General features: G+C 45.1%; 22 protein-coding genes and 1 rRNA gene. All 23 read right to left on the reverse strand.

All coding sequences use genetic code 11. The features are described from left to right. Positions 1–291: ribosomal RNA gene (locus BM210_RS30150) — 16S ribosomal RNA — on the reverse strand; the annotation flags it as partial. A 378-nt stretch (positions 292–669) separates the two neighbouring features. After that, positions 670–2166, reverse strand: coding sequence for a lysine--tRNA ligase (gene lysS, locus BM210_RS30155; protein ID WP_091176296.1), 1497 nt, complete (start codon positions 2164–2166; stop codon positions 670–672). A gap of 104 nt (positions 2167–2270) precedes the next feature. Continuing rightward, positions 2271–2747 carry a transcription elongation factor GreA gene (greA, locus tag BM210_RS30160; RefSeq protein ID WP_091176298.1) on the reverse strand — a complete coding sequence of 159 codons (477 nt, stop codon included), beginning with the start codon at positions 2745–2747 and terminating at the stop codon, positions 2271–2273. 181 nt (positions 2748–2928) lie between these two features. After that, the gene (gene dusB / locus BM210_RS30165) at positions 2929–3945 is read right to left on the reverse strand and encodes a tRNA dihydrouridine synthase DusB (protein WP_091176300.1); all 1017 of its coding nucleotides are present in this window, start codon (positions 3943–3945) and stop codon (positions 2929–2931) included. A 21-nt stretch (positions 3946–3966) separates the two neighbouring features. Further along, positions 3967–4176: a helix-turn-helix domain-containing protein gene (locus BM210_RS30170; protein WP_091176302.1), complete on the reverse strand. Its 210-nt coding sequence runs from the start codon at positions 4174–4176 to the stop codon at positions 3967–3969. Next, positions 4158–4664, reverse strand: coding sequence for a 2-amino-4-hydroxy-6-hydroxymethyldihydropteridine diphosphokinase (gene folK, locus BM210_RS30175; protein WP_091176304.1), 507 nt, complete (start codon positions 4662–4664; stop codon positions 4158–4160). Before folK ends, BM210_RS30170 begins: the two co-directional genes overlap by 19 nt. A gap of 4 nt (positions 4665–4668) precedes the next feature. Continuing rightward, the gene (folB, locus tag BM210_RS30180) at positions 4669–5031 is read right to left on the reverse strand and encodes a dihydroneopterin aldolase (RefSeq protein ID WP_091176306.1); all 363 of its coding nucleotides are present in this window, start codon (positions 5029–5031) and stop codon (positions 4669–4671) included. Then, complete coding sequence (gene folP, locus BM210_RS30185) at positions 5024–5884, reverse strand: dihydropteroate synthase (RefSeq protein ID WP_091176307.1); 861 nt, start codon at positions 5882–5884, stop codon at positions 5024–5026. Before folP ends, folB begins: the two co-directional genes overlap by 8 nt. A 12-nt stretch (positions 5885–5896) precedes the next feature. After that, positions 5897–6775, reverse strand: a complete 879-nt coding sequence (pabC, locus tag BM210_RS30190; protein WP_091176309.1) for an aminodeoxychorismate lyase — start codon at positions 6773–6775, stop codon at positions 5897–5899. Then, the gene (gene pabA, locus BM210_RS30195; protein WP_091176312.1) at positions 6772–7353 is read right to left on the reverse strand and encodes an aminodeoxychorismate/anthranilate synthase component II; all 582 of its coding nucleotides are present in this window, start codon (positions 7351–7353) and stop codon (positions 6772–6774) included. Before pabA ends, pabC begins: the two co-directional genes overlap by 4 nt. A gap of 16 nt (positions 7354–7369) precedes the next feature. After that, positions 7370–8917: an anthranilate synthase component I family protein gene (locus tag BM210_RS30200; protein ID WP_091176313.1), complete on the reverse strand. Its 1548-nt coding sequence runs from the start codon at positions 8915–8917 to the stop codon at positions 7370–7372. 105 nt (positions 8918–9022) lie between these two features. Next, positions 9023–9961 (reverse strand): cysteine synthase A, encoded by a 939-nt coding sequence (gene cysK / locus BM210_RS30205; RefSeq protein ID WP_091176315.1) that lies wholly within the window; start codon positions 9959–9961, stop codon positions 9023–9025. A gap of 104 nt (positions 9962–10065) precedes the next feature. Beyond that, positions 10066–10983, reverse strand: coding sequence for a peptidyl-prolyl cis-trans isomerase (locus BM210_RS30210; RefSeq protein WP_256224151.1), 918 nt, complete (start codon positions 10981–10983; stop codon positions 10066–10068). An 87-nt stretch (positions 10984–11070) separates the two neighbouring features. Next, a complete protein-coding gene (hslO, locus tag BM210_RS30215) occupies positions 11071–11940 on the reverse strand; it encodes an Hsp33 family molecular chaperone HslO (RefSeq protein ID WP_091176318.1) in 870 nt (289 codons plus the stop codon). A gap of 45 nt (positions 11941–11985) precedes the next feature. After that, positions 11986–12750, reverse strand: coding sequence for a type III pantothenate kinase (locus tag BM210_RS30220; protein WP_091176320.1), 765 nt, complete (start codon positions 12748–12750; stop codon positions 11986–11988). Next, the gene (nadC, locus tag BM210_RS30225) at positions 12747–13619 is read right to left on the reverse strand and encodes a carboxylating nicotinate-nucleotide diphosphorylase (protein WP_371263569.1); all 873 of its coding nucleotides are present in this window, start codon (positions 13617–13619) and stop codon (positions 12747–12749) included. The genes BM210_RS30220 and nadC overlap by 4 nt, the downstream gene beginning before the upstream one ends. Further along, the gene (gene nadB, locus BM210_RS30230; protein WP_091176324.1) at positions 13609–15222 is read right to left on the reverse strand and encodes an L-aspartate oxidase; all 1614 of its coding nucleotides are present in this window, start codon (positions 15220–15222) and stop codon (positions 13609–13611) included. Before nadB ends, nadC begins: the two co-directional genes overlap by 11 nt. 39 nt (positions 15223–15261) lie before the next feature. Next, entirely contained in the window at positions 15262–16200 is a 939-nt protein-coding gene (gene nadA / locus BM210_RS30235) for a quinolinate synthase NadA (RefSeq protein WP_091176325.1), read from the reverse strand. Positions 16201–16484: 284 nt separating this feature from the next. Then, a complete protein-coding gene (gene ftsH, locus BM210_RS30240) occupies positions 16485–18422 on the reverse strand; it encodes an ATP-dependent zinc metalloprotease FtsH (RefSeq protein WP_091176326.1) in 1938 nt (645 codons plus the stop codon). 68 nt (positions 18423–18490) lie between these two features. Continuing rightward, complete coding sequence (gene hpt / locus BM210_RS30245; protein WP_091176328.1) at positions 18491–19030, reverse strand: hypoxanthine phosphoribosyltransferase; 540 nt, start codon at positions 19028–19030, stop codon at positions 18491–18493. Positions 19031–19054: 24 nt separating this feature from the next. Then, on the reverse strand, positions 19055–20476 hold the full coding sequence (gene tilS, locus BM210_RS30250; protein WP_091176330.1) for a tRNA lysidine(34) synthetase TilS: 1422 nt from the start codon (positions 20474–20476) through the stop codon (positions 19055–19057). 27 nt (positions 20477–20503) lie between these two features. Further along, a complete protein-coding gene (locus tag BM210_RS30255) occupies positions 20504–21415 on the reverse strand; it encodes a protein kinase domain-containing protein (RefSeq protein WP_091176331.1) in 912 nt (303 codons plus the stop codon). After that, on the reverse strand, positions 21399–22175 hold the full coding sequence (locus BM210_RS30260) for a vWA domain-containing protein (RefSeq protein ID WP_091176333.1): 777 nt from the start codon (positions 22173–22175) through the stop codon (positions 21399–21401). The genes BM210_RS30255 and BM210_RS30260 overlap by 17 nt, the downstream gene beginning before the upstream one ends. Between the last annotated feature and the right edge of the window lie 197 nt (positions 22176–22372).

Here is a 22372-nt window from a genome sequence, read left to right on the forward strand (position 1 = left end):
GGCTACGCATCGTCGCCTTGGTGAGCCATTACCTCACCAACTAGCTAATGCGCCGCAGGCCCATCTACAGGTCACAGATTGCTCCGTGTTTCTTGATCTCAACATGCGTCGAAATCACTTATCCGGTCTTAGCTACCGTTTCCGGTAGTTATCCCGATCCTGCAGGCAGGTTGCCTACGTGTTACTCACCCGTCCGCCGCTAACTGTTCCCGAAGGAACAATCCGCTCGACTTGCATGTATTAGGCACGCCGCCAGCGTTCGTCCTGAGCCAGGATCAAACTCTCCATTAAGGTAGAACTTGAATTGCACTCATTCGTATTGCTAGCGAGAATTTGCATTCTCTTGTACTGCTATTTTACTCACTCGTTGATTCAGTTTTCAAAGGACAATTCTTTTCGATCATTTTCGACATTCTGTCAAAAGCGACCTGATTAATATAGCACATTCATCTATTCGATTGCAAGTACTTTTTTAAATCATTTATGTTTCTCATCATGACCAGAAAAGCTTGCCCTCGAAACGACAAAAAGTAATATAACAAATCGACAAGAAAATTGCAACAACTATTTTTCAGTATACCCTGTTAATGAAAATACTATAAAAAAACGCACCTTCCTTTAGGAAGATACGTTGTAATCTGTTTGTATATATTGAAGTGTTGAAGAAGCTTATTCGCCTTGGCGTTCACGCATTGAAGGAAATAATAGTACGTCCCGAATGGATGGGGAATCTGTCAGCAGCATAACAAGTCGATCGATTCCGATGCCAAGTCCACCTGTAGGTGGCATTCCGTACTCCAACGCACGTAAAAAATCTTCATCCATTTCATGCGCCTCATCATTACCTTGCTCACGCTCAACAAGCTGCGATTCAAACCGCTCACGTTGATCTATAGGATCATTTAACTCAGTGAATGCATTAGCATGCTCACGTGCCACAATAAATAGCTCAAAACGATCAGTAAACCGTGGGTCCTGAGCATTCTTTTTGGCTAAAGGCGAAATCGCTACAGGATGGCCATATACAAAAGTCGGCTGAATCAAAGTCTCTTCAACAAAAGCTTCAAAAAATTGATTCACAATATGACCAAATGTCATCATCGGTTCAACATGAACCTTATGCTCTTTAGCCAATTGATGTGCTTCCTCATCGGTCATATGCTTGCTAAAGTCAACGCCAACAACCTCTTTAATTGCATCGACCATGGAAACGCGTCTCCATTCCGGAGTCAGGTCAATTTCTTGCCCTTGATACTGGATTTTCGTCGATCCCAGAACCTCTTGTGCGATATGTGCGATCAAAGTCTCGGTCAGCTTCATAATGTCCAAATAATCCGCATACGCTTCATAGAGCTCGATCATCGTAAATTCTGGATTATGCCGAGTCGAGGTTCCTTCGTTACGGTATACACGACCAATCTCGTACACCTTTTCCATGCCGCCGACAATTAAACGTTTAAGATGAAGCTCTATTGCGATACGCAAGTGAAGCTGCATGTCCAACGCATTGTGATGTGTATTAAAAGGGCGAGCAGCCGCACCACCTGCTATCGAATGCAAGGTCGGTGTCTCCACTTCTAAATATCCATGGGAATCTAAATATCTGCGCATAGATTGAATAATTTTAGAACGTTGAATAAAGGTAGCCTGAACTTCCTGATTCATGATCAAATCCACATATCGTTGACGGTAACGAAGCTCCACATCTTTTAAGCCATGGAACTTGTCTGGCAGCGGCAATAATGATTTGGAAAGCACCACTACTTGGTTTACTTTGATTGAAAGCTCACCCGTTTTGGTTTTGAACACAGTCCCTAGTACGCCAATAATATCCCCAATATCCAGCAAGTTAAAAGCTTGATACTGAATGGGATCGAGCGCATCTTGACGAACATACAATTGAATTTTACCGGTAATGTCCTGAATATGGGCAAAACCTGCTTTACCCATTCCCCGCTTTTGCATAATTCGCCCAGCAAGGCTGACCTCTAATGACAGTGCATCTAATTCCTCATGACTTTGGTTATCATAGGCATGCAGCAAATCGCCTGCGTGATGGGTAACGTTGTACTTTTGACCAAATGGATCTACACCCAAGCCCCGCAGCTCATCCAGCTTATTACGCCGTATTTGCAGCAATTCGTTAAACTCTTGTTCTTCTGACATCGTGCCTCCAGCTCCTTATCCATCATTCTTCTTACATTAAAAAAGCTTCCAAAGGAAGCTTTTTGCTTGTGAATCAGTATCGATTTCAACTTGCATCCCGGAATTTACTTCTTAATATCGATGATTTCATACTGAATCGTGCCTACCGGAACGTTGATATCAACCTTAGTTCCTTTCGGTTTTCCGAGAATAGCTTTACCTACAGGACTTTCATTGGAGATTTTATTATTGAAAGGATCAGCCTCGGCCGTACCCACAATATTATATTCAACAGTTTCGCCAAATTCCAAATCCTTCAGCGTTACAATAGCTCCGACACTGACCGTATCTGTGTTTACATCAGCATTATTGATAATACGTGCATTACGCAGCATTTTTTCTAAAGTAATGACTCTGCCTTCAATAAAAGCCTGCTCATTCTTGGCATCCTCGTACTCAGAGTTCTCACTGATATCGCCGTATCCAATTGCCACTTTAATCCGTTCCGCCACTTCACGGCGTTTGACCGATTTCAAGTGCTCCAATTCGTCTTCTAGCTTCTTTAAACCTTCCTGCGTGAGGATGACTTCTTTCTCGGCCACGGTAACGATCCCCTTTCATGTGAAAAATTCCCGTATTATGAGCAGATTCATGGAGTATGAATTCACTTTTAATCATATGTTGACCATCTTAATCTTAATGACTAATATCTCATGAGGATGACTATTGACTGATTATATTGCAAGCCTATACAAATGTCAATCTAAGCCAAACCTACAACTTTTAGACCAATTGGCGCATAATCGGAGTTCCATCCTGCGAATCTGGATTGTCTATTGAAGCAACGAATTCCTCCAGCACGCCAGCCATCGTATCCCGCTTGGTAGTCTCCATCACGACGTCCTTCACCCGCGCTCCACCTGGTAAACCTTTCAGATACCATGCCAGATGTTTACGCATTTCCTTAACAGCCACATGCTCACCTTTTAAGGCTACCAATCGATCCATATGCAGAATCGCAATACGAATTTTTTCCTGAGCAGTTGGCTCTGGAGGCAGCTCTCCCTTGGTCAAGTATTGAATTGTGCGATACAGCATCCACGGATTACCCAAAGCTGCGCGACCGATCATCACACCATCAACACCCGTCTCATCCAGCATACGTTTGGCATCCTCAGGAGTTGTCACATCGCCATTTCCAATGACAGGAATCGACACTGACTGCTTCACTTCTCTGATGATGTCCCAATTGGCGTGCCCCGTATACATTTGTACACGCGTCCGTCCATGCACGGATACAGCAGAACCACCGCCGTTCTCGACAGCTTTAGCATTTTGAACCGCATAAATATGCTCGTCATCCCAACCGATCCGCATTTTCACGGTAACCGGCTTACTTACAGCTTTCACGACGGTCGTGATCATCTCTTCAATTCTTGAAGGATCCAGCAGCCAACGGGCTCCCGCCTCACATTTCGTTATCTTCGGAACGGGACAGCCCATATTAATATCAATAATATCTGCATTCGTATGCCGATCCACGTGCTTGGCAGCTTCCACAAGTGTTTCTGTGTCTCCGCCAAAAATTTGCAGGCTGAGCGGCTTTTCCCGATCATCCACATACAGCATATCCAACGTACGATGATTACCATGTAAAATAGCTTTATCACTTACCATTTCCGCACAAACCAATCCAGTACCGAATTCCTTGGCAATCAACCGAAAAGCCGGATTACAGACACCTGCCATAGGCGCTAATACGACTTGGTTGGGCGCTACGACATTTCCTATCTTCAACATCATAATACCTCCTTTCCTTGCTTATTTTGCAGTTGGAAAAAGCTCTTCCGGGTCAATTCCGAGCACTTCCGATATTTTATTGATGATTTGCGGGTCTGGACTTCGTGTTCCTCGCTCAATAGCTCCCAGAACAGCAATCGATACATCCAATTGATCGGCCAGCTCCGTTTGTGTAAATCCTTTGAGCTTACGAAACGCGCGTATGCGCTGTGCTATTGCATATGATTCCATACTCTGACACCCTCCTTCCCTTCCGCCTGATCCAAATGCTCAGACCACACGCCAGCTTGCTTGGAGTGTCTCTGCTGCATAACCTCGACCAGTGGTACCAATACGAACGCCCGCTCTGCCATTCGCGGATGCGGTAAAATGAGCTGTGGATCTTCCTGCCGCAGTTCATCATACAGCAATAAATCCAAATCGATCGTTCGTGGTCCGAAACGAATCTCTCTTATACGACCGAGCTTATTTTCTACACTTAGCATAACAGCAAATAGCTCTTGTGCCGATAGCAGAGTTTCTACCTCAATTACCATATTCAAAAAAGCGTCCTGATCGACATAACCAACAGGGTCTGTTTCATATATATGTGAGCGTCCAGAGACGTAAATATGTTCGTGGTTATCCAGGCACTTAATGGCATCCAGCAGATACCGCTCCCGATCACCGATATTGGAGCCAAGTGCAAGGTATGCACAAACTGGCAACTGAGAACCCATAAAGTTATACCCGCTTTCTGTGAATTTCAACCTTTACCCCATCAAAAAACATTTTGACCGGTGGATGAGGCTTCAGTACGCGTACAGTCACTTCATGGATACTCGCATACGTTTGCAGCAGAATAGCAGCAATTTCCTCAGCCAGCGCTTCAATGAGCTTAAAAACCTGACCTTCTACAATATTTTGAATGACCTCATACGCCTCTGCGTAATTGATTGTATCTTCAATACGATCACTTTGACCTGGCTTATCAAGCGGGAGCAGCAGCTCCACATCCACCTGATAACGTTGGCCGATTTTGTTTTCTTCTGGAAATACACCGTGATAGCCGTAAAATTGCAAACCCGTCATGATGATTTTATCCAATGCCTGTTCCTCCTTTGTGATTGAGCATCGTATCCATCATCAATGCCACACGTTTCATTTCCATTACGTCATGGACCCTAATAATCCGGCAGCCCTGCTGGATTCCCATACAGACCGTAGCCGCGGTTCCTTCTTGAACATCACTCGGAGGAAGCCCCAGCGTTCGAGTAATCATGCTTTTTCTTGACGTCCCTAGTAAAACAGGATAACCAATAGCTACAATTCGATGCAGCTCATTCATCAGCTGTAAATTTTGCTCATAGGTTTTGGCAAAGCCAATACCCGGATCGAGTATTATTTGCGAGTCTCGAATTCCAGCAGCATGCGCCAAGCGAATACTTTGCAGCAAATCGTCAATAACCTCTGGAATGTAATCGCCATACACGGCTTCATTACGATTATGAGTTATCACAATAGGACATTCGAATTGTGCTGCCAGCTGAGCCATTTCCGGTTCTCTTTGTAACCCCCAAATATCATTCAAAACATGCGCACCTGCTTCCAGAGCCTGCCGAGCTACCTCTGCTTTGTAGGTGTCAATGGATAGAGGAACGGTAATTCCAGCTGCTATCAGCGTCTTTACAACAGGTATAACCCGCTGCAGCTCTTCCTCAAGGGTTACAACGCTTGATCCCGGTCGTGTTGATTCTCCACCAATATCAATCATGTCCGCACCTGCAGCAACCATTCGTTTCGCCTGCTCTACAGCAACTTGCACATCAACGTATAGTCCCCCATCGCTGAACGAATCCGGGGTCACATTCAATATCCCCATAATAGCCGTGCGATTACGCAAATCCAGCTTCAAGCCTCTACAATCCAGCTCCATAGCTTGTTTAAGTGATAGTTCCATCTCATTCATCCTTTATATTACCGCTACTGTGCGCTGTCTATAAAGCTGCATCAGACGCCGCGTTAATTCACCGATCGTTCCGTTACTCACATTTGTTATTTGTCCACTTGGATCAAAAAGCCGGGTAACCGGTACGATCTCCTGAATGGAATTCGTGATGAATACTTCATCCGCTTCCAGTACCTGGTTCCAATCATACAAACCTTCTTCTACCGATACCCCGATCGCCTCGGCTAGACTGATTACAAAAGCACGAGTAATTCCCGGTAAAATCCCAGTTGCCAATGATGGCGTATATAAACTTCCGCTCTTCACGAAAAACACATTGCTGACTATACCTTCCGCTATATGCCCTTGTCCGTCAACAAGAAGCCCCTCAGCGCCCTCAGCCCAAGCATATTGCTGAAGCTCACGCTTAGCCAAAATATTGTTCATATAATGCAAAGACTTGAGACGTACTGCACCTTCCGGCGTGTTTCTTGGCAAATGCAGAAGCTGCAGTGATTTCCCCAGAAGATCCTGCTGGTCATTTCGTGGAGGAAGCGACTTTATATAGACAACAACAGAAGGCTTTGTATAGGCCCCCATGGGTAAGCCCAATGCTTCCTGTCCCGCTGTTACCGTGAATCTAATATAAGCATCCTTCAGCCCATTAGCTTCCAACAGATTGTGAACGATTTGCTCCCATTCTCCTGCTTCGGTTTGATAAGCAATACCTAATTGTTCACAACCTGCCTCCAAGCGTGTCCGGTGCGCTTCCAGCAAAAAAGGCTGATAATCATAAGTACGGAACGTTTCAAACAGCCCGATACCGTATAAAAAACCATGGTCGTAGACCGATACCATGGCCTCTTCTTCGTTCGTCACACGATCGTTGATATAAATCTTCACGCTTGCTTGACTCCCGTTTCCTGCAAAAAGTTTCTTAAGATTTGTAATCCGTGATCTGTAATAATCGATTCCGGATGAAACTGTACGCCCTCTATTGGATAATCCTTATGACGCAATCCCATAATTTCACCTTCAGCCGTTTCGGCGCTAATTTCCAGACAATCTGGCAAAGTTTCTCTTTTTACGATCAAGGAATGATAGCGGGTAGCCGTGAAGGGCGAAGGCAAGCCTTTAAACAAGGTTTTGCCGTCATGGATGATCGGAGAGGTTTTGCCATGCATCAACCGCTCAGCACGAATAACTTCGCCTCCGAATACTTGTCCAATGGACTGGTGACCGAGGCACACACCCAAAATCGGAATTTTACCTTTGAAGCGATCAATTAAGGCCAAACTAATGCCAGCTTCGTTTGGTGTACATGGGCCAGGAGAAATCAGAATATGATCCGGCTTCAAAGCTTCGACACCATCCAGATCAATCTCATCATTACGGTGCACCTCAATCTGTTCCCCAAGCTCACCTAAATATTGCACCAAGTTATACGTAAATGAATCGTAGTTATCAATCACTAAAATCATCGTATTCCCCTCGCCTTTACACCGGATTTTGAACGTCCATTTCGCTGTACTGTATTGCTTTCCACAAAGCTTTCGCTTTGTTGATCGATTCCATATATTCCTTCTCAGGGATGGAATCAATGACAATGCCTGCGCCTGCTTGCACATAGCCTATATCATCCACCACAACAAGAGTGCGGATTACAATGTTGAATTCCATATTTCCATTATAGTCAATCCATCCAATCGATCCCGTATAGGGGCCGCGGCGGACAGGTTCCAGTTCCTCAATGATTTGCATGGTGCGAATTTTGGGAGCACCGGTTATCGTTCCTCCTGGGAATTTCGCGGCAATAACTTCATAGGCCCCATTGCCTTTTGCTATTTGCCCCTCAACCTGTGATACGATATGCATCACATGAGAGTAATATTCAATAACCATAAACTCTCTGACTTTCACGGTCCCATAGGTCGAAATGCGGCCCAAATCGTTGCGTTCCAGATCAACCAGCATAATATGCTCGGCGCGCTCTTTTTCATGATGAATCAGCTCGTCTGCCAGCTTGCGATCTTCCTCAGCATTTTTGCCTCGCGGTCTTGTGCCTGCAATCGGACGGGCTCTGACCACACCGCTTTCCAGCTGCACCAAAAGCTCCGGAGAGCCCGACACCAGCTGAAAATCACCAAAACGCATTAAAGCCATATAAGGTGAGGGATTGATAACGCGCAGCCATTCATAGATCTCTTCTGGACTCTGAGTAAGCTGCTTATGCTGTCGGACGGACAAATTAACTTGAAATACATCTCCTGCACCAATGTAAGCCTTAATTTTATTCACAGCTTGGATGTAAGCTTCCCTTGGGAAATCTGCCTGAATGCCTTCAATGGAGTCCACATCAATACGAAGCTGATCGTTGTCCATTTGCTTCAACATCATGTCTCTTTTGCGCAGTGAATGTTCTTCACTATTGATTCTAGCTACCCGGTCCCATATTTCTTTCATATGAACCGTATCCGCTGCTGCTTGCTGGTATAGCCGTTCAAGCTCATCAGGGCTATTCAGAGATGGATCCCATCTATGGGAAGATGAGCAATACAGCTCCCTCTTCTCATGATCAATAATCCATACCTGATCAAACCGGACAAAAGCATAATCGGGAATTTCTAGATCGTCTGCCGACATCTCAGGAAGCTTCTCAAGTGAACGAACTACATCGTATCCCCAAAAACCAACACAGCCACCCAGAAACTTTGGCGCTTCCTCAATGTAAGGGGAGCGAAATGGCTCCATCCATCGTTTAACCAGCTCCAATGGAGCCCCATGCTGCTCCGTAAGAGTGCCGTCTACCTCTTTGATAATCGCCTGTTCATTTTTCCCGCGAATTTCCGAAATCGGCTGAAGACCAAGAAATGTGTAGCGCCCGCCTTTCCCACTTTCCAGTACAAAAGAACCCGGCAGTGCTTCCTTCCAAGCATATTCCCATGAAATGATGCGGATATCCTCCAACGGGAACGATTGTACATAAGGAAGCATCGTGTAATGCTCAGCCCATTCTATCCATTGCTTATAGGTTGTCACAAACACCTGCTCCCCCCTTTATCTCGTCGTCATATAAGTTAGGATTTAGTATACTGTATATTCTCAACGAAAAAAAGCCCCTCAAGGAACTGAAGGGCTTTATCGATGCTGCTACTCTTCAAATTGGTATAAAGGGGTACTTAAGTATCTCTCACCGTTACTTGGAAGAATGGCGACTACACGCTTGCCAGCACCCAGTTCTTTGGCCACCTTCAAAGCTGCAAAAATCGCTGCACCGGAGGAAATACCACCGAGAATACCTTCTTCTTTAGCAACACGGCGTGAGGTTTCAAAAGCTTCCTCGTTATCAACCTGAATAACTTCATCATAAATGTTCGTATTTAAAATTTGTGGAACAAAACCTGCACCGATCCCTTGAATTTTGTGGGGACCTGGTTTACCTCCGGACAAAATAGGAGATGCACTTGGTTCAACGGCATAAATTTTGATATTCGGGAAGTTTTCTTTTAATACGCCGCCCGCACCTGTAATCGTTCCGCCTGTACCAATACCGGAGATGAAAGCATCCAGCTTGCCATCATGGGAATTAATAGCTTCCACGATTTCAGGACCTGTTGTTTCCGTGTGAACCTTAACGTTGGCAGGATTGTTAAATTGTTGTGGGATAAAATAAGACGGATTCTCAGCTTGAAGATCTTCCGCACGTTTAATTGCACCCTTCATACCTTCTGCCCCAGGTGTCAGCACCAGCTGTGCACCATAAGCGCGAAGCAAATTACGGCGCTCCAAGCTCATCGTTTCCGGCATGACGAGAATGGCTTTGTATCCTTTTGCTGCAGCAACCATAGCTAATCCAATTCCAGTATTTCCGCTTGTAGGCTCGATAATGGTATCACCAGGTTTGATTTTGCCTTCTTTCTCTGCAACCTCAATCATACTGATCGCAATACGATCCTTAACACTAGCTCCCGGATTTTGATATTCCAGCTTTACATAGATCTCTGCACTACCTTCAGGTACAACACGATTTAATTTAACCAAAGGGGTACCACCGATTAAATCTGTAATACTTTGCACTAATTTCGCCATGCCGAGTTCCTCCTAGTATCGTTATAAATAATATCCGAGTTTTTTGGTTGGTATTCTATTCTTATCTTATCAACCTGCGATGAGGTTGTCAATATCCAATTGGGTTAAAATGTAATGCTAACCTTCCATCTCTCACGAAGTTTAGCAATTACATCTTTTAGTGGAGGTGCCTCCCGGAGTGCCATTTCTTTTCTAACCATTTCTTTCAGCTCATCCTTCTTGGCTTTGGAATCCTCTTTAAGTTCCTTTAGCTTGAGGATGTAATAGTTACCGTTAAAAAAAACCGGTTTGCTGACTTCACCTACTTTGAGCTGCTTGGCAGCGCTCATGATTGAGGTAGCCATAAACGGATCGTTCTCATCCAACCAGCCCAAGTCTCCGCCCTTATTGCGTGTTGCATCATCAAGCGAACGGTTTTTGGCCACCTGTGCAAAATCCATACCTTTGTTTAAATCAGCCGCTATTTTATCCGTTTGCTCCTTACTGCTAACCACAATTTGTTGAAGCCTCAACTGAATTGGAGAACTAAATTCATCAGGATGTGCCAAGATATAGGTATCTACTTGCCCATCTGTTATCGTGATAGATCTAGTCGCTAACTTTTCTAGCAACAGTTTATTGTACACATCCGTTCTTAGTGCCTCGGGTGTAAAACCAAGCTGCTCATTCATAGACTCATAAAACTGCGTTTCACTATCATACCCCTGCTGCATTCGTTTTAATTCTCTATTTATTTCGTCTTCAGTGACGGTCACGCCCTCCGCATTTCCTTCCATACGAATGACTTCATGGTCCACCATTTGGTTTAACAATTCCCGACCGTGCTTTTGCAACAACTGCCGATTCAATTCCTCACTGGTAATAGTTTTCTCACCCATTTTGGCAATCACGCGCTCACTCGGATTCGACGGGTCAAGCTTCATTGTAGTAGAAGGCTCCTTAAACAATTCGGCAAATATTACGGAGGAAAGGATGACAACGACAAACAGCAACAGTGCATTGACTCCCCACAATATCTTCATGTTTCGCATTCCTAGTCCCCTCGTATGGTCACTCTCCGTAGAATTGAGCTGTTTCCACTATTACTTTCCTTTTTTCAAAATTTCTGATTACAGCTCCTGGATAAGACCTTCAAGATTTTCCCGATTAAACAGATACGCTTCATTACAATAATGACATGAAACTTCCGCTTGACCATCCTCCTGAAGCATCAGTTCAAGCTCTTCACGTCCGAGTGAAATCAAGGTCTGCTCGACCCTTTCTCTGGAGCATTTGCAGCGGAACCTAACATCCATCGATCCGAGCACCTGCACCTCCGGAAGTATCCGATGCAAAATCCCCTCAAGATTCAATCCCTGGCTTAATAAGGTTGTGATCGGTTCAATACGGGAAAGCTGAAGCTCAATCAAGGAAATATCATCATCACTTAAACCTGGCAGCAGTTGAATAACAAAACCGCCCGCAGCAATAACCGAGTAGTCAACATCTACCAGTACTCCAAGAGCTACTGCCGAAGGGGTTTGTTCAGACTTGGCAAAATAGTAAGTGAAATCTTCGGCCAGCTCTCCTGAAATTAACGGAATGCTGCCGCGGTAAGGCTCCTTAAGTCCTAAATCTTTAATAATATTCAAAAACCCTTCCGTACCTACCGCACCGGAAACATCCAGCTTGCCCACCTGATTCAGCGGCAAATCCACTTGGGGATTATCCACATAACCTCGAACATCGCCATTCGCATTGGCATCTACCACCACTTGACCAATGGGTCCTCCACCTTTAATAAGTATGGTCAACTGCTCATCACCTTTAAGCATTGCTCCCATAATCAAACCTGCGGACACCGTCCGACCTAAAGCGGCCATGGCTGTAGGCGACATTGAATGCCTCTTGCCTAATTCATCCACAATTCCTGTGGTGCAAACAGCAAATGCCCTTACCTTTCCATCCATCGCTGTAGCTCTAATCAATTGATCCTGCATCGCTAACCCTTTCCGTATTGAAGTTATGTGATATCATCGCTTTGCTTATTGGTTGCGTTCATAAATAATTCGCAGTCCCTGAAGGGTCAGCAATTGGTTGGTCGTTTCAATGGTGCGCGATTCATTGGAAATTAATTCAGCGAGCCCGCCGGTTGCAACAACTTTAGGGTTCGTCCCAAATTCCTCGCGAATACGATCTACAATTCCGTCAACCTGCCCGGCGAAGCCGTAAATAATACCTGCCTGCATAGAGGCTACCGTATTGCGCCCCACGACGCTTTTTGGCTTAACCAGCTCAATTCTCGGCAGCTTGGCCGCGCGCTGATACAAGGCTTCTGTCGAAATGCCAATACCCGGCGCAACCGCTCCACCTATATATTGTCCAGCCTCATCTATGTAGTCAAAGGTCGTTGCCGTTCCGAAATCAACAACAATAAGGGGTGAGCCATACATCTCAATCGCAGCAACAGCATTGACAATCCGGTCTGCACCTACCTCGCGTGGATTTTCGTAGCGAATATTTAAACCGGTTTTCACACCAGGTCCCACAATCAGAGGTGCTTTCTTAACATATTTTAAACACAATTGCTCCAATACAAACATTAAAGGCGGCACAACTGAAGAAATTATGACGCCCTCTACCTGATCCAATTTAATTCCGGCATGCTGGAATAAATTATACATGGTCATTCCATACTCATCTGCCGTAGAAGCTCGATTGGTGCTGAGTCGCCAGTCATGAAGCAAGCTTTTTCCGTCATAAAGGCCTAATACGATATTCGTATTACCGACGTCAATCACCAATATCATGCCTGCACCCCTTTTTGTGCATTCAGATCCAGACTGATATCAAGAGACTGTACCGAATACGTTAATCGACCTACTGATATAACATCCACACCGGTTTGCGCAATAGCCCCAACCGTATCCAAATTGACGTTTCCTGATGCTTCTATCAGAATATGCGGTGCTGCCGATTTCATGCGTGCAACAGCTTCCCTCATCTGATTCGTTGTCATGTTATCCAACATAATAATATCGGGCTGTGCGAGCAATGCCTCTTCCAACTGCTCTTTGCTTTCGACCTCCACCTCGATCTTCATCGTATGAGGAATCTGAGCACGGGCAGCACGGATCGCTTCTGTAATTCCGCCTGATCCTTTAATGTGGTTATCTTTGATCATAACCGCATCATACAGACCAAAACGGTGATTATGTCCGCCTCCGACTCGCACTGCATATTTTTCTAACAGTCGATGTCCTGGAGTTGTTTTACGTGTATCCACGAGTCTAACGGGCATGCCTTGCAGAGCATCGACAAATTGCTTTGTTCGGGTAGCGATACCAGACAAACGCTGCATCAGATTCAGAGCAAGCCTTTCACCAAGTAATATATGTCGCGTATTGCCTGTTACCTCAGCTAACACACACCCTTTTTCTACAGCCTGTCCTTCCTCTACCTTCATTTCAAAACGAAGCTCAGGATCGACAAGCGCAAAAACGGCGGCTGCAATCGGCAATCCGGCGATAATACCAGACTCCTTGACATGAATAATACCTTTAGATTGATGATCCTTTGGAATGGTTGTCATGGTCGTAACATCCCCCATGCCAATATCCTCCTCCAACCACAGCTGAAGGTTTTTCTTTACTATATCCATCTGCAGCTCAAACATCATCAATCATCTCCTCCGTAATCCCATCTTCCCGACTGAATATCGTATGCTTTCTCCAGTTCAGATCGTCCTTCTCCGGAAAATCATCCCTGTAGTGTCCCCCGCGGCTTTCTTTCCTAATCAAGGCAGCCTCAGTCGTTAAAAGAGCACATGTCAGCATATTGGCAAATTCGTAATCCTCGCGCTTGGTCAGACAAGAATCAAAGATGGATAGCTGGCGGCGCAGCTCCTCATAGCCTTTCTCAAGCCCTTTGGCATCACGCTTTAATCCTGCATAACGCAGCATAATTTTTTGCAGCTTGAGCTTCTTCTCAACTATCGGCTGCTTAGCATGTTCATTCCGAGCAGATATTTCCTGGGCAGACGGATTCACAGCCAATGGTGATAGCTGGTCAATTCGCTCCAAAATTCTGCGACCGAACACGATCGCCTCAGAAAGTGAATTACTAGCTAAACGATTCGCTCCATGTACCCCTGTTGATGACACTTCTCCACAGGCAAACAATCGAGCTACCTTGGTTTCACCATATAGATCCGTTTTCACGCCACCCATCATATAATGCGCGGCAGGCGCAACAGGAACCCAGTCCGAAGACAAGTCCAGACCATAGTTCAAGCAAAACTCATAAATCGTTGGAAAACGATGCTTCACGGTTTCTTCCGACTCATGTGTAAAATCGATATAAACGAATGTTGATTTTGTCAGTTCCATCTCGTTCACGATGGCTCTTGCTACTACATCACGAGGTGCAAGCTCCAGCTGCGGATGGTATTTTTCCATAAAACGTTCACCGGTAATATTCCGTAAGATAGCGCCTTCACCACGAACAGCTTCAGAAACGAGAAAGCGCGGTGCACCTGGATAACAGAGCGCTGTCGGGTGAAATTGGATAAATTCAACATCTTGAATAAGTGCTCCTGCACGATAAGCAATTGCGATCCCATCACCTGTTGCAATATCCGGATTAGTGGTGTACCGATATAATTGTCCTGCTCCACCTGTACATAAAATGGTTGCGTTAGCTTTGACAAAAACTTTTTGCCCATTCGGCTTTTGCACCAGCGCACCCAGACATTCCCCGTTTTCAGTTATCAAGTCAATGACGAAATGATCATCCCAAACCTCAATATTGGGGTCCAGCTTCGTTTTCTCCGATAAGGATCTTACGATTTCTGCTCCTGTTGCATCCCCATGCGCATGTAAAATACGGCGATGACTATGAGCTCCTTCTCTAGTCAGAGCAAACTCCCCATCCTCAAGGTCGAACTGCGTACCCATCTTAATCAAATCCCTGACGCCTGCCGGTCCCTCATGCACTAATACATCAACAGCCTCATGAGAGCACAGACCCGCTCCAGCTACCAGCGTATCGTGCAGATGGTAATCAGGCGAATCATCATCTGATATAACGGCAGCGATTCCTCCCTGGGCATAGCGAGTGTTGCTGTCCAGCAGTGATTTTTTCGTCACCATAAGCACACTATATTTTTCACTTGCCTTAATAGCGGTAAAAAGACCGGCGATTCCAGCGCCGATCACCATAACATCGGTATGAACTTGAGGCAGCTTGCTGATATCAAAGTCTACTAAATAACGTGGTATCATGAGTACGCTCACTTTCTTCTACAAAGAGAGTAGCGCATGCTACTTCACTAGCAGCATGCGCTCCAAGGATGCTCTGGCTTGATCGGCAATATGCGGCGGTACATAAATTTGCGGCTGCATGGTTTCAAGACAGCGTACCACCTTTTTCAAATTGTTCACTTTCATGTTAGGACAAACCAAGTATTTGGTAGCAAAATGGAATTTTTTGTCTGGGCTGTCTACTCTAAGCTGAAACCCTGTTCCATCCTCTGTGCCTACTATAAATTCTTGATGCTCCGATTCCTTGCAATATTTGATAATGGCCGTTGTGCTTCCCACAAAATCGCCCAGCTTAACCACTTCAGGACGACATTCCGGGTGAACGACAAATTTGGCATTAGGGTACTGCGCTCTCATCTCTTCCACATCTTTGACGGTCAGCATGTCATGAGTGTTGCAATAACCTTCCCAAATAATCATTTTTTTGTCAGTAAATTTCGAAACATAATCACCCAGATTTTTGTCAGGAACCCAAATAATCTCATCTGAGTCTACCGATTCAATCACTTTAATGGCATTAGCCGACGTACAGCAAATATCAGTCTCTGATTTCACATCAGCTGACGTATTGATATAAGCAACAACTTTGGCATTAGGATGCTGTTTCTTTAAAGCACGGAGGCCGTCTACATTCACCATATCTGCCATTGGGCAGCCAGCCCGTTCATCGGGAATCAGCACAGTTTTGGTTGGAGCCAGTATCTTTGCACTTTCCCCCATGAAATGTACGCCACAAAATACAATAACATCAGCATCTGTAGTAGCTGCTTTTTGTGCCAGAAGAAAGGAATCACCACGAAAGTCAGCAATTTCCTGAATCTCATCTCTTTGATAATAATGAGCCAATATGATAGCATTACGTTCCTTCTTTAACTGAAGGATTCGTTCCTTTAACTCACGCTTTTGTTCCTCTTTACGTTCCAAAGCCAAAGCTTCCATAATAACACCCTCCCTTTCTCTTGAGCTGCGTTTGGTTTATTTGACAATAGTATGTGAATTTGTTCACATAAAGTTTAAAGATTTACACCTAATTTACACAACATCACAGGTTGTGTCAATGCTTAAATACATGCAATAGAAACAAAATATTCGCATCTCCAGCAGCAGGTTCCCCTTACCCTCAGCTTGTGTCCGGTTTCGTCTATATCCCGCTTAACCAAACCCTTAGCAAAAAATAAAACCGACAGCAATGGATATGCTGCCGGCTTGTATAATACTGTACATTAAGACTCTTTATTCGGATCTTCTTCGATAGGATGTTTATCAAAATCAAGCTTATTAGCTTCTGATGTGGTTTCTTGGCTTTGGATGTTAATTCTGACATCGGAAGCATCAAGACTGCCATTATCGATGAGTTGAATAATTTCATCCTTTTCCAAAATCTCTTTCACTAATAACGTCTCGGCAATCAAACGTACTTGATCTGCATATTTCTCCAACGTTTCTTTCGCTTTCGCGTAGCAGCTGCGGATAATGGTTTGCATTTCCTGATCGATTTCATAAGCGATGGCATCACTGTAGTTTTGTTCATGCCCGAAATCGCGACCCAGGAACACTTGACCCTGTACATTACCAAACTGCATCGGTCCAAGCTTATCGCTCATCCCATACTCCATAATCATCTTACGAACGATGCCCGTAGCACGTTGGAAATCGCTGTAGGCACCTGTACCGATTTGTCCAATGAACAATTCTTCCGCCACACGGCCCGCCAACAATCCGGTAACCTTGTCAAGAAGCTCGGTTTTGGTATTCATCATCTTGTCTTCGCCTTCTTTAGGAAGCATCATCACATAGCCGCCTGCGCGACCTCTTGGGATGATCGTTACCTTATGAACCATATCGGCGTTTTCAATGTGATATCCGACAATCGTATGTCCAGCTTCATGAAAAGCTACCATACGCTTTTCACGTTCGCTAATGATTCGATTCTTCTTCTGGGTACCTACAACTACACGATCAAAAGCTTCGTCCAATTCACCCATGGATATATCTTTACGGTTACGTCTGGCCGCGATTAATGCAGCTTCATTCAACAAGTTCTCCAGATCAGCGCCTGTAAATCCAGTTGTATAGCGTGCAATCGATTCCAGCTTCACATCTTTATTTAATGGCTTATTGCGAGCATGAACTTTCAATACTTCTTCACGGCCCTTAACATCTGGACGGTCAACCGTAATTTGACGGTCAAAGCGTCCTGGACGCAGCAACGCCGGATCAAGAATATCAGGTCTGTTCGTAGCTGCGACAATAATAATACCTTCGTTAGCTCCGAAACCATCCATCTCAACAAGCAATTGGTTCAATGTCTGCTCACGCTCGTCATGTCCGCCGCCTAAGCCTGCGCCACGCTGACGACCTACAGCATCAATCTCATCGATGAAAATAATACATGGTGCGTTCTTCTTGGCGTTCTCGAACAAATCACGAACACGCGATGCCCCGACACCCACAAACATTTCAACAAAATCTGAACCGCTTATGCTGAAGAACGGTACACCCGCTTCACCAGCTACAGCTCTTGCAAGCAAGGTTTTCCCTGTTCCCGGAGGACCATTGAGCAATACACCCTTAGGAATTCTTGCACCTACAGCAGCGAACTTACGAGGATCCTTTAAAAATTCTACAACCTCGACCAGTTCTTGCTTTTCTTCGTCTGCCCCCGCGACATCTTCAAAAGTAACGCGCTTCTTCTCTTCGTTATATAGTCTGGCGCGGCTTTTTCCAAAATTCATGACTTTGCCGCCGCCACCCTGCGCGTTATTCAATAAAAAGAAGAACAGGATGAAAATAATGACGAACGGAATAATGGAGGTAAGGAAGCTAATCCAAACATTGTCACCTTCCATTTTCTCAATCGTGATGTTCGGTACCTCGGCCTTTTCAAACATCTGGATGACCTCTTGGTCAAAGGGCGCACGAGTCTCGAAATTTTTCTTATCCGGCAAGGGCGCATTTTTATATTTCCCACGAACCAAGTATGTATATCCGTCAAATTTAACATTGACCGAGTCCACATTTTTCTCTACTAAGGCCTGTCGGAGCTTATCGTAACTAATAATGTCTTTCTGTTCATTCTGTGTGCTAATAAAGTGAACGATACCGACGGTGACCAAAAAAATGAGCAAATAAAACCCTGTATTGCGTATAATTCGGTTCATCCCTTACCTCCTCTCAAACGGCAACTTTGTTTATTGTACCACAGCAAGTCTGGGCATAACAAGAAATGCTACTGCGAGTAAACTTCCGGCTTTAAAATCCCGACATACGGCAGATTGCGATACTTTTCCGCATAGTCCAGTCCGTACCCAACTACGAATGCATCCGGTATGCTGAATCCTTTGTAGTCTGCTTCCAAATCGGTCGTTCTACGCGCCGGTTTATCAAACAGGGCTGCTACGGTAATCGAAAGCGCATTGCGACGTTCGAGAACATCTATTAAATAGCTGAGTGTAAGTCCGCTGTCAATAATGTCTTCGACAATGAGGATATGCCTTCCCTCAACGGGAACATCCAAATCCTTCACAATCTTAACAACTCCTGATGATTTGGTCGATTGCCCATAGCTGGACACCGCCATAAAATCAATTTCCAATGGAACTGTTATACGCTTTACCAAATCGGACATGAAAATAAACGCGCCTTTTAATACACAGATGACCAGCGGATTACGCCCTTCAAAATCACGGCTTAATAGCTCACCCATCTCCTTAACTTTCTCTTGAATGTCTTGTTCGCTGTAAAGTACTTCGAGAATGTCGTTTTGCAACAGAGAACCTCCTACTGAAATAAATTAAATGATAGCACTTATACAAATCATTGATCGTGTGTGCCCAGTAATCAAGGCATGCGACGATCTTCGAACACCCGGAAGCCATACAATACGCTCCTGAGCATCCACTACAACCGGCACCTGTAATCTTAAGCTCGGCGGCAGTTTGCTGTCGATGAAGATATCCTTTACCTTCTTGGAACCTTTCATTCCAAGCAGACTCATTCGATCTCCATCCTTACGATTCCTAACCTGTAAGGGAAACTGCAGCTGCTCCGCATCAAACCAGGCGGCATTTCGTTCATGACTGGGTACAGCCCATTCCTCATCCAACAAGTCTCGCTCCAGCCAGCTGCATGCAAGCCGGACACCTGTTTCTCCAATCGTCAGGCCATCCATGTCCCGCTCCCAGGTATAACTGTAGGATGCAGGTGGTACCCCATCATTATGCACATAAATCCGATCGTATTCCCTTGTTAAAACCAAGCTGCCTCCTATATGTAGGCTCAGGTTAGATAGGTCCCCGAGAATAGCGTCTCGCATTTGCTCAAGCTTTAGGAAATCTATGGAATCTGCGTCACTAAGAAGACAATTTAATATTAGTTTAATCAACCGTCTTTGTAAAGCAACATGAAGTCCTTCAAACCATTTTCTTGACCATTCACAGAAATCACTTTCTTGGTTAACCCCCTCTGCGAAAGCTGACTTGGTCTGTAAGTCCATGAAATCATGCTCAGCCGTCATCATAACAGACAGTCGATTCAATGCTTGCGGCAGTTGATCGTTGTAATTACGGAGCTGTGGAAGCAGACCAAGACGTATTTCATTGCGAAAATATTTGGTATCCATATTACTACTATCCACATAGAAAGCAAGCTGTTGTTGATGACAATAATCCAACAGCTCTGATTTATATATACGGAGCAAGGGTCGAACAAGTTCCACATCTTTTTCTAAACGACGAATTGGGATGCCAGTAAGTCCTGCAGGCCCCGTCCCCCGAAGCAGTCTCATCAGCAGAGTCTCTGCCTGATCATCCGCGTGGTGAGCAAGCACAATATGTGCAGCTTCATAGCGGTGAGCAACCTCAACAAGAAACTGATAGCGCAGCTCACGTGAGGCGACCTGCGGGTTCTTGCCGGTTTTCCGAATAAATTGCGGGACATCGAAGTGCGCTGTTTCACATGGCAGACCATACTTGGCTGCCAAACTTGCGACATACATCGCCTCCTGCGCCGACTCCTCTATACGAAATCCGTGATTTACGTGCGCCAGGACCAACCGCCATCTCCAGCGCTCTGACATCGTAAAAAGGAGATGCAGCAGCGCGACGGAATCCGGTCCCCCCGATACCGCTACAATGATACATTCCCCTTCTACCAATAACCGCTCCGACTTGATTAATAACTCCACTCTTGCTGCTAAATTCACTCCCTGATCCATTTCCCCCTCCTTCGGCCTTGCTGCCAGCTATGTCCAGTAAAAGTAAACGGCTAATCCAAAAAACAACAAGGAAGCCGTAAATCCCAATTTCAGCCACGACTCGCGACTGGCAGATGAAGCAGGTGGATGCTTATGAAAGCTCAATCGCCGCCATGCCGCCAATACCTGTTTGGAGCTTGTGTAATGCCCCAACAATGCTTTTTGCAAAACAGGCATACAAGGCTCCAATATCGGATTGGACTTCAGTAAATCAATCAATATATGGACACTGCGATTTTGCGGCAGCAGTTTATCAATACCATGCATGCGCTGCTCCGTCTCCGTGCTGCTGATTAGCAGCATAGCAAAGGCAAACATATCATAGCCTTCATCAGCGGTGCGTGTACCCGCCCCCCAATAGCCACGGTCATACACTTCGGTAAATTGCTTGACAGATCGTCCTTTTGCCGTGACCCCGCCAAAATCGATTAATTCGACATCACCATAACCGCATACGAGCATATTTTGCACTTTAATATCACCGAATACATAACCCTGCTCGTGCAGCTCCACCAGCTTGCGCAGCATATTCAATCCGATCAGACCCACCCAATCGCGACCGTTTTGCCTGACAAAATCGGAAATCGTCTGTCCCTTAATGTAACGCATCACATAAAATGGGTAGTCTACGCCCTGATGGTGAAAGTCATCGACATCCAGCAAATAATTTTCAAAAGATGTATTCGATTTCGAAAGCACCTTTAAGGCATTCACTTCGGATTGTAGATCTGCCGCATCTAATCCGATCTTCAGGGCGTATTGACGTTTACCGCGTTTAACTAGATATACCTTGCCATTGGCCCCTTCACCCAGCAATCGTTCAACCTGGTATAGGGTCTTGTTCCATTTGCCGTTCAGGACGGTATCGGATTGTATAATTTGATCAAACGATGTAATCACTCAATATCCCATCCTTGCCTATTGGCGCGTTTCCATTCAAGATTATGTCTTTCTGGCGAAAATGATCACTTTCATATACATCGGTAGTCTGAGCGCCTTTGATAAACTTAGTTACTTTGAGAAGAGCAGGACCCGTCGGAGTTGTACCTCTCATGTTTAATTTATAAAACAAACGGTTTAAATTTGCAAGGTTCCGTGTCCAATCCATATCCATTTCTGCCTCTTGTTGATGGGCACCTGCTCCTGGAAAGTGGAATACAGCTGTTTCGCTGCTGCCCGTCCGCGCCTGCAAGCTAAGCTGCAGGTCATAGATCGCCTCTTTTACCGCCGACAACTTTTGTTTCATACTGGCGCTCGTATCTATAAGCAATGCCACCTTAATAGCTGCCGTCTCGCCTAAATCATCCATGACCTGTACAACCTGTGCGCGCTGATCCGGAGGGAGGCTTTCCAGCTTGGCATCACCCAAAATTTGCTGCAGCTCTTTACCTACTATTTGCTGGATGGTATGCGCCACCGTTTTACGGGTCATCATCTGAACGGTTTGTGAGAGCTTGGCAGGTGTGACAATCCGGCTGGCACCCCCTCCGGCCAAAGCAATTTCTCGAATTTCTTCCGCCCCCATCTCATCAATTTCATGTTCATTGAGCAATCCGATAACATTCACTACAATACCTTCAGCCTTCGCCTCGGCAGCAGCAATAACGGGACTAATGCCTACGTTCGAGCAACCATCAGTAATTAAAAGAATCTGCTTCACGGGTTAACCTCCTATTCATCCTATTAAGCTTAGTTTTTCCACATTGCAAGATTATTAAACTTGAGCTCAGGATGTTGAAGCAAGCAGACTTGTCAATCACAAAAAAGAACCGTCGGCATCTATCCAACGATTCTTTTCTATGCAGATTGATGCACACTCGACAGCAATTTTAAGCAGACAGCAAGTGACACGATAGC

Source organism: Paenibacillus sp. 1_12 (assembly GCF_900114475.1).
Lineage (GTDB): Bacteria > Bacillota > Bacilli > Paenibacillales > NBRC-103111 > Paenibacillus_S.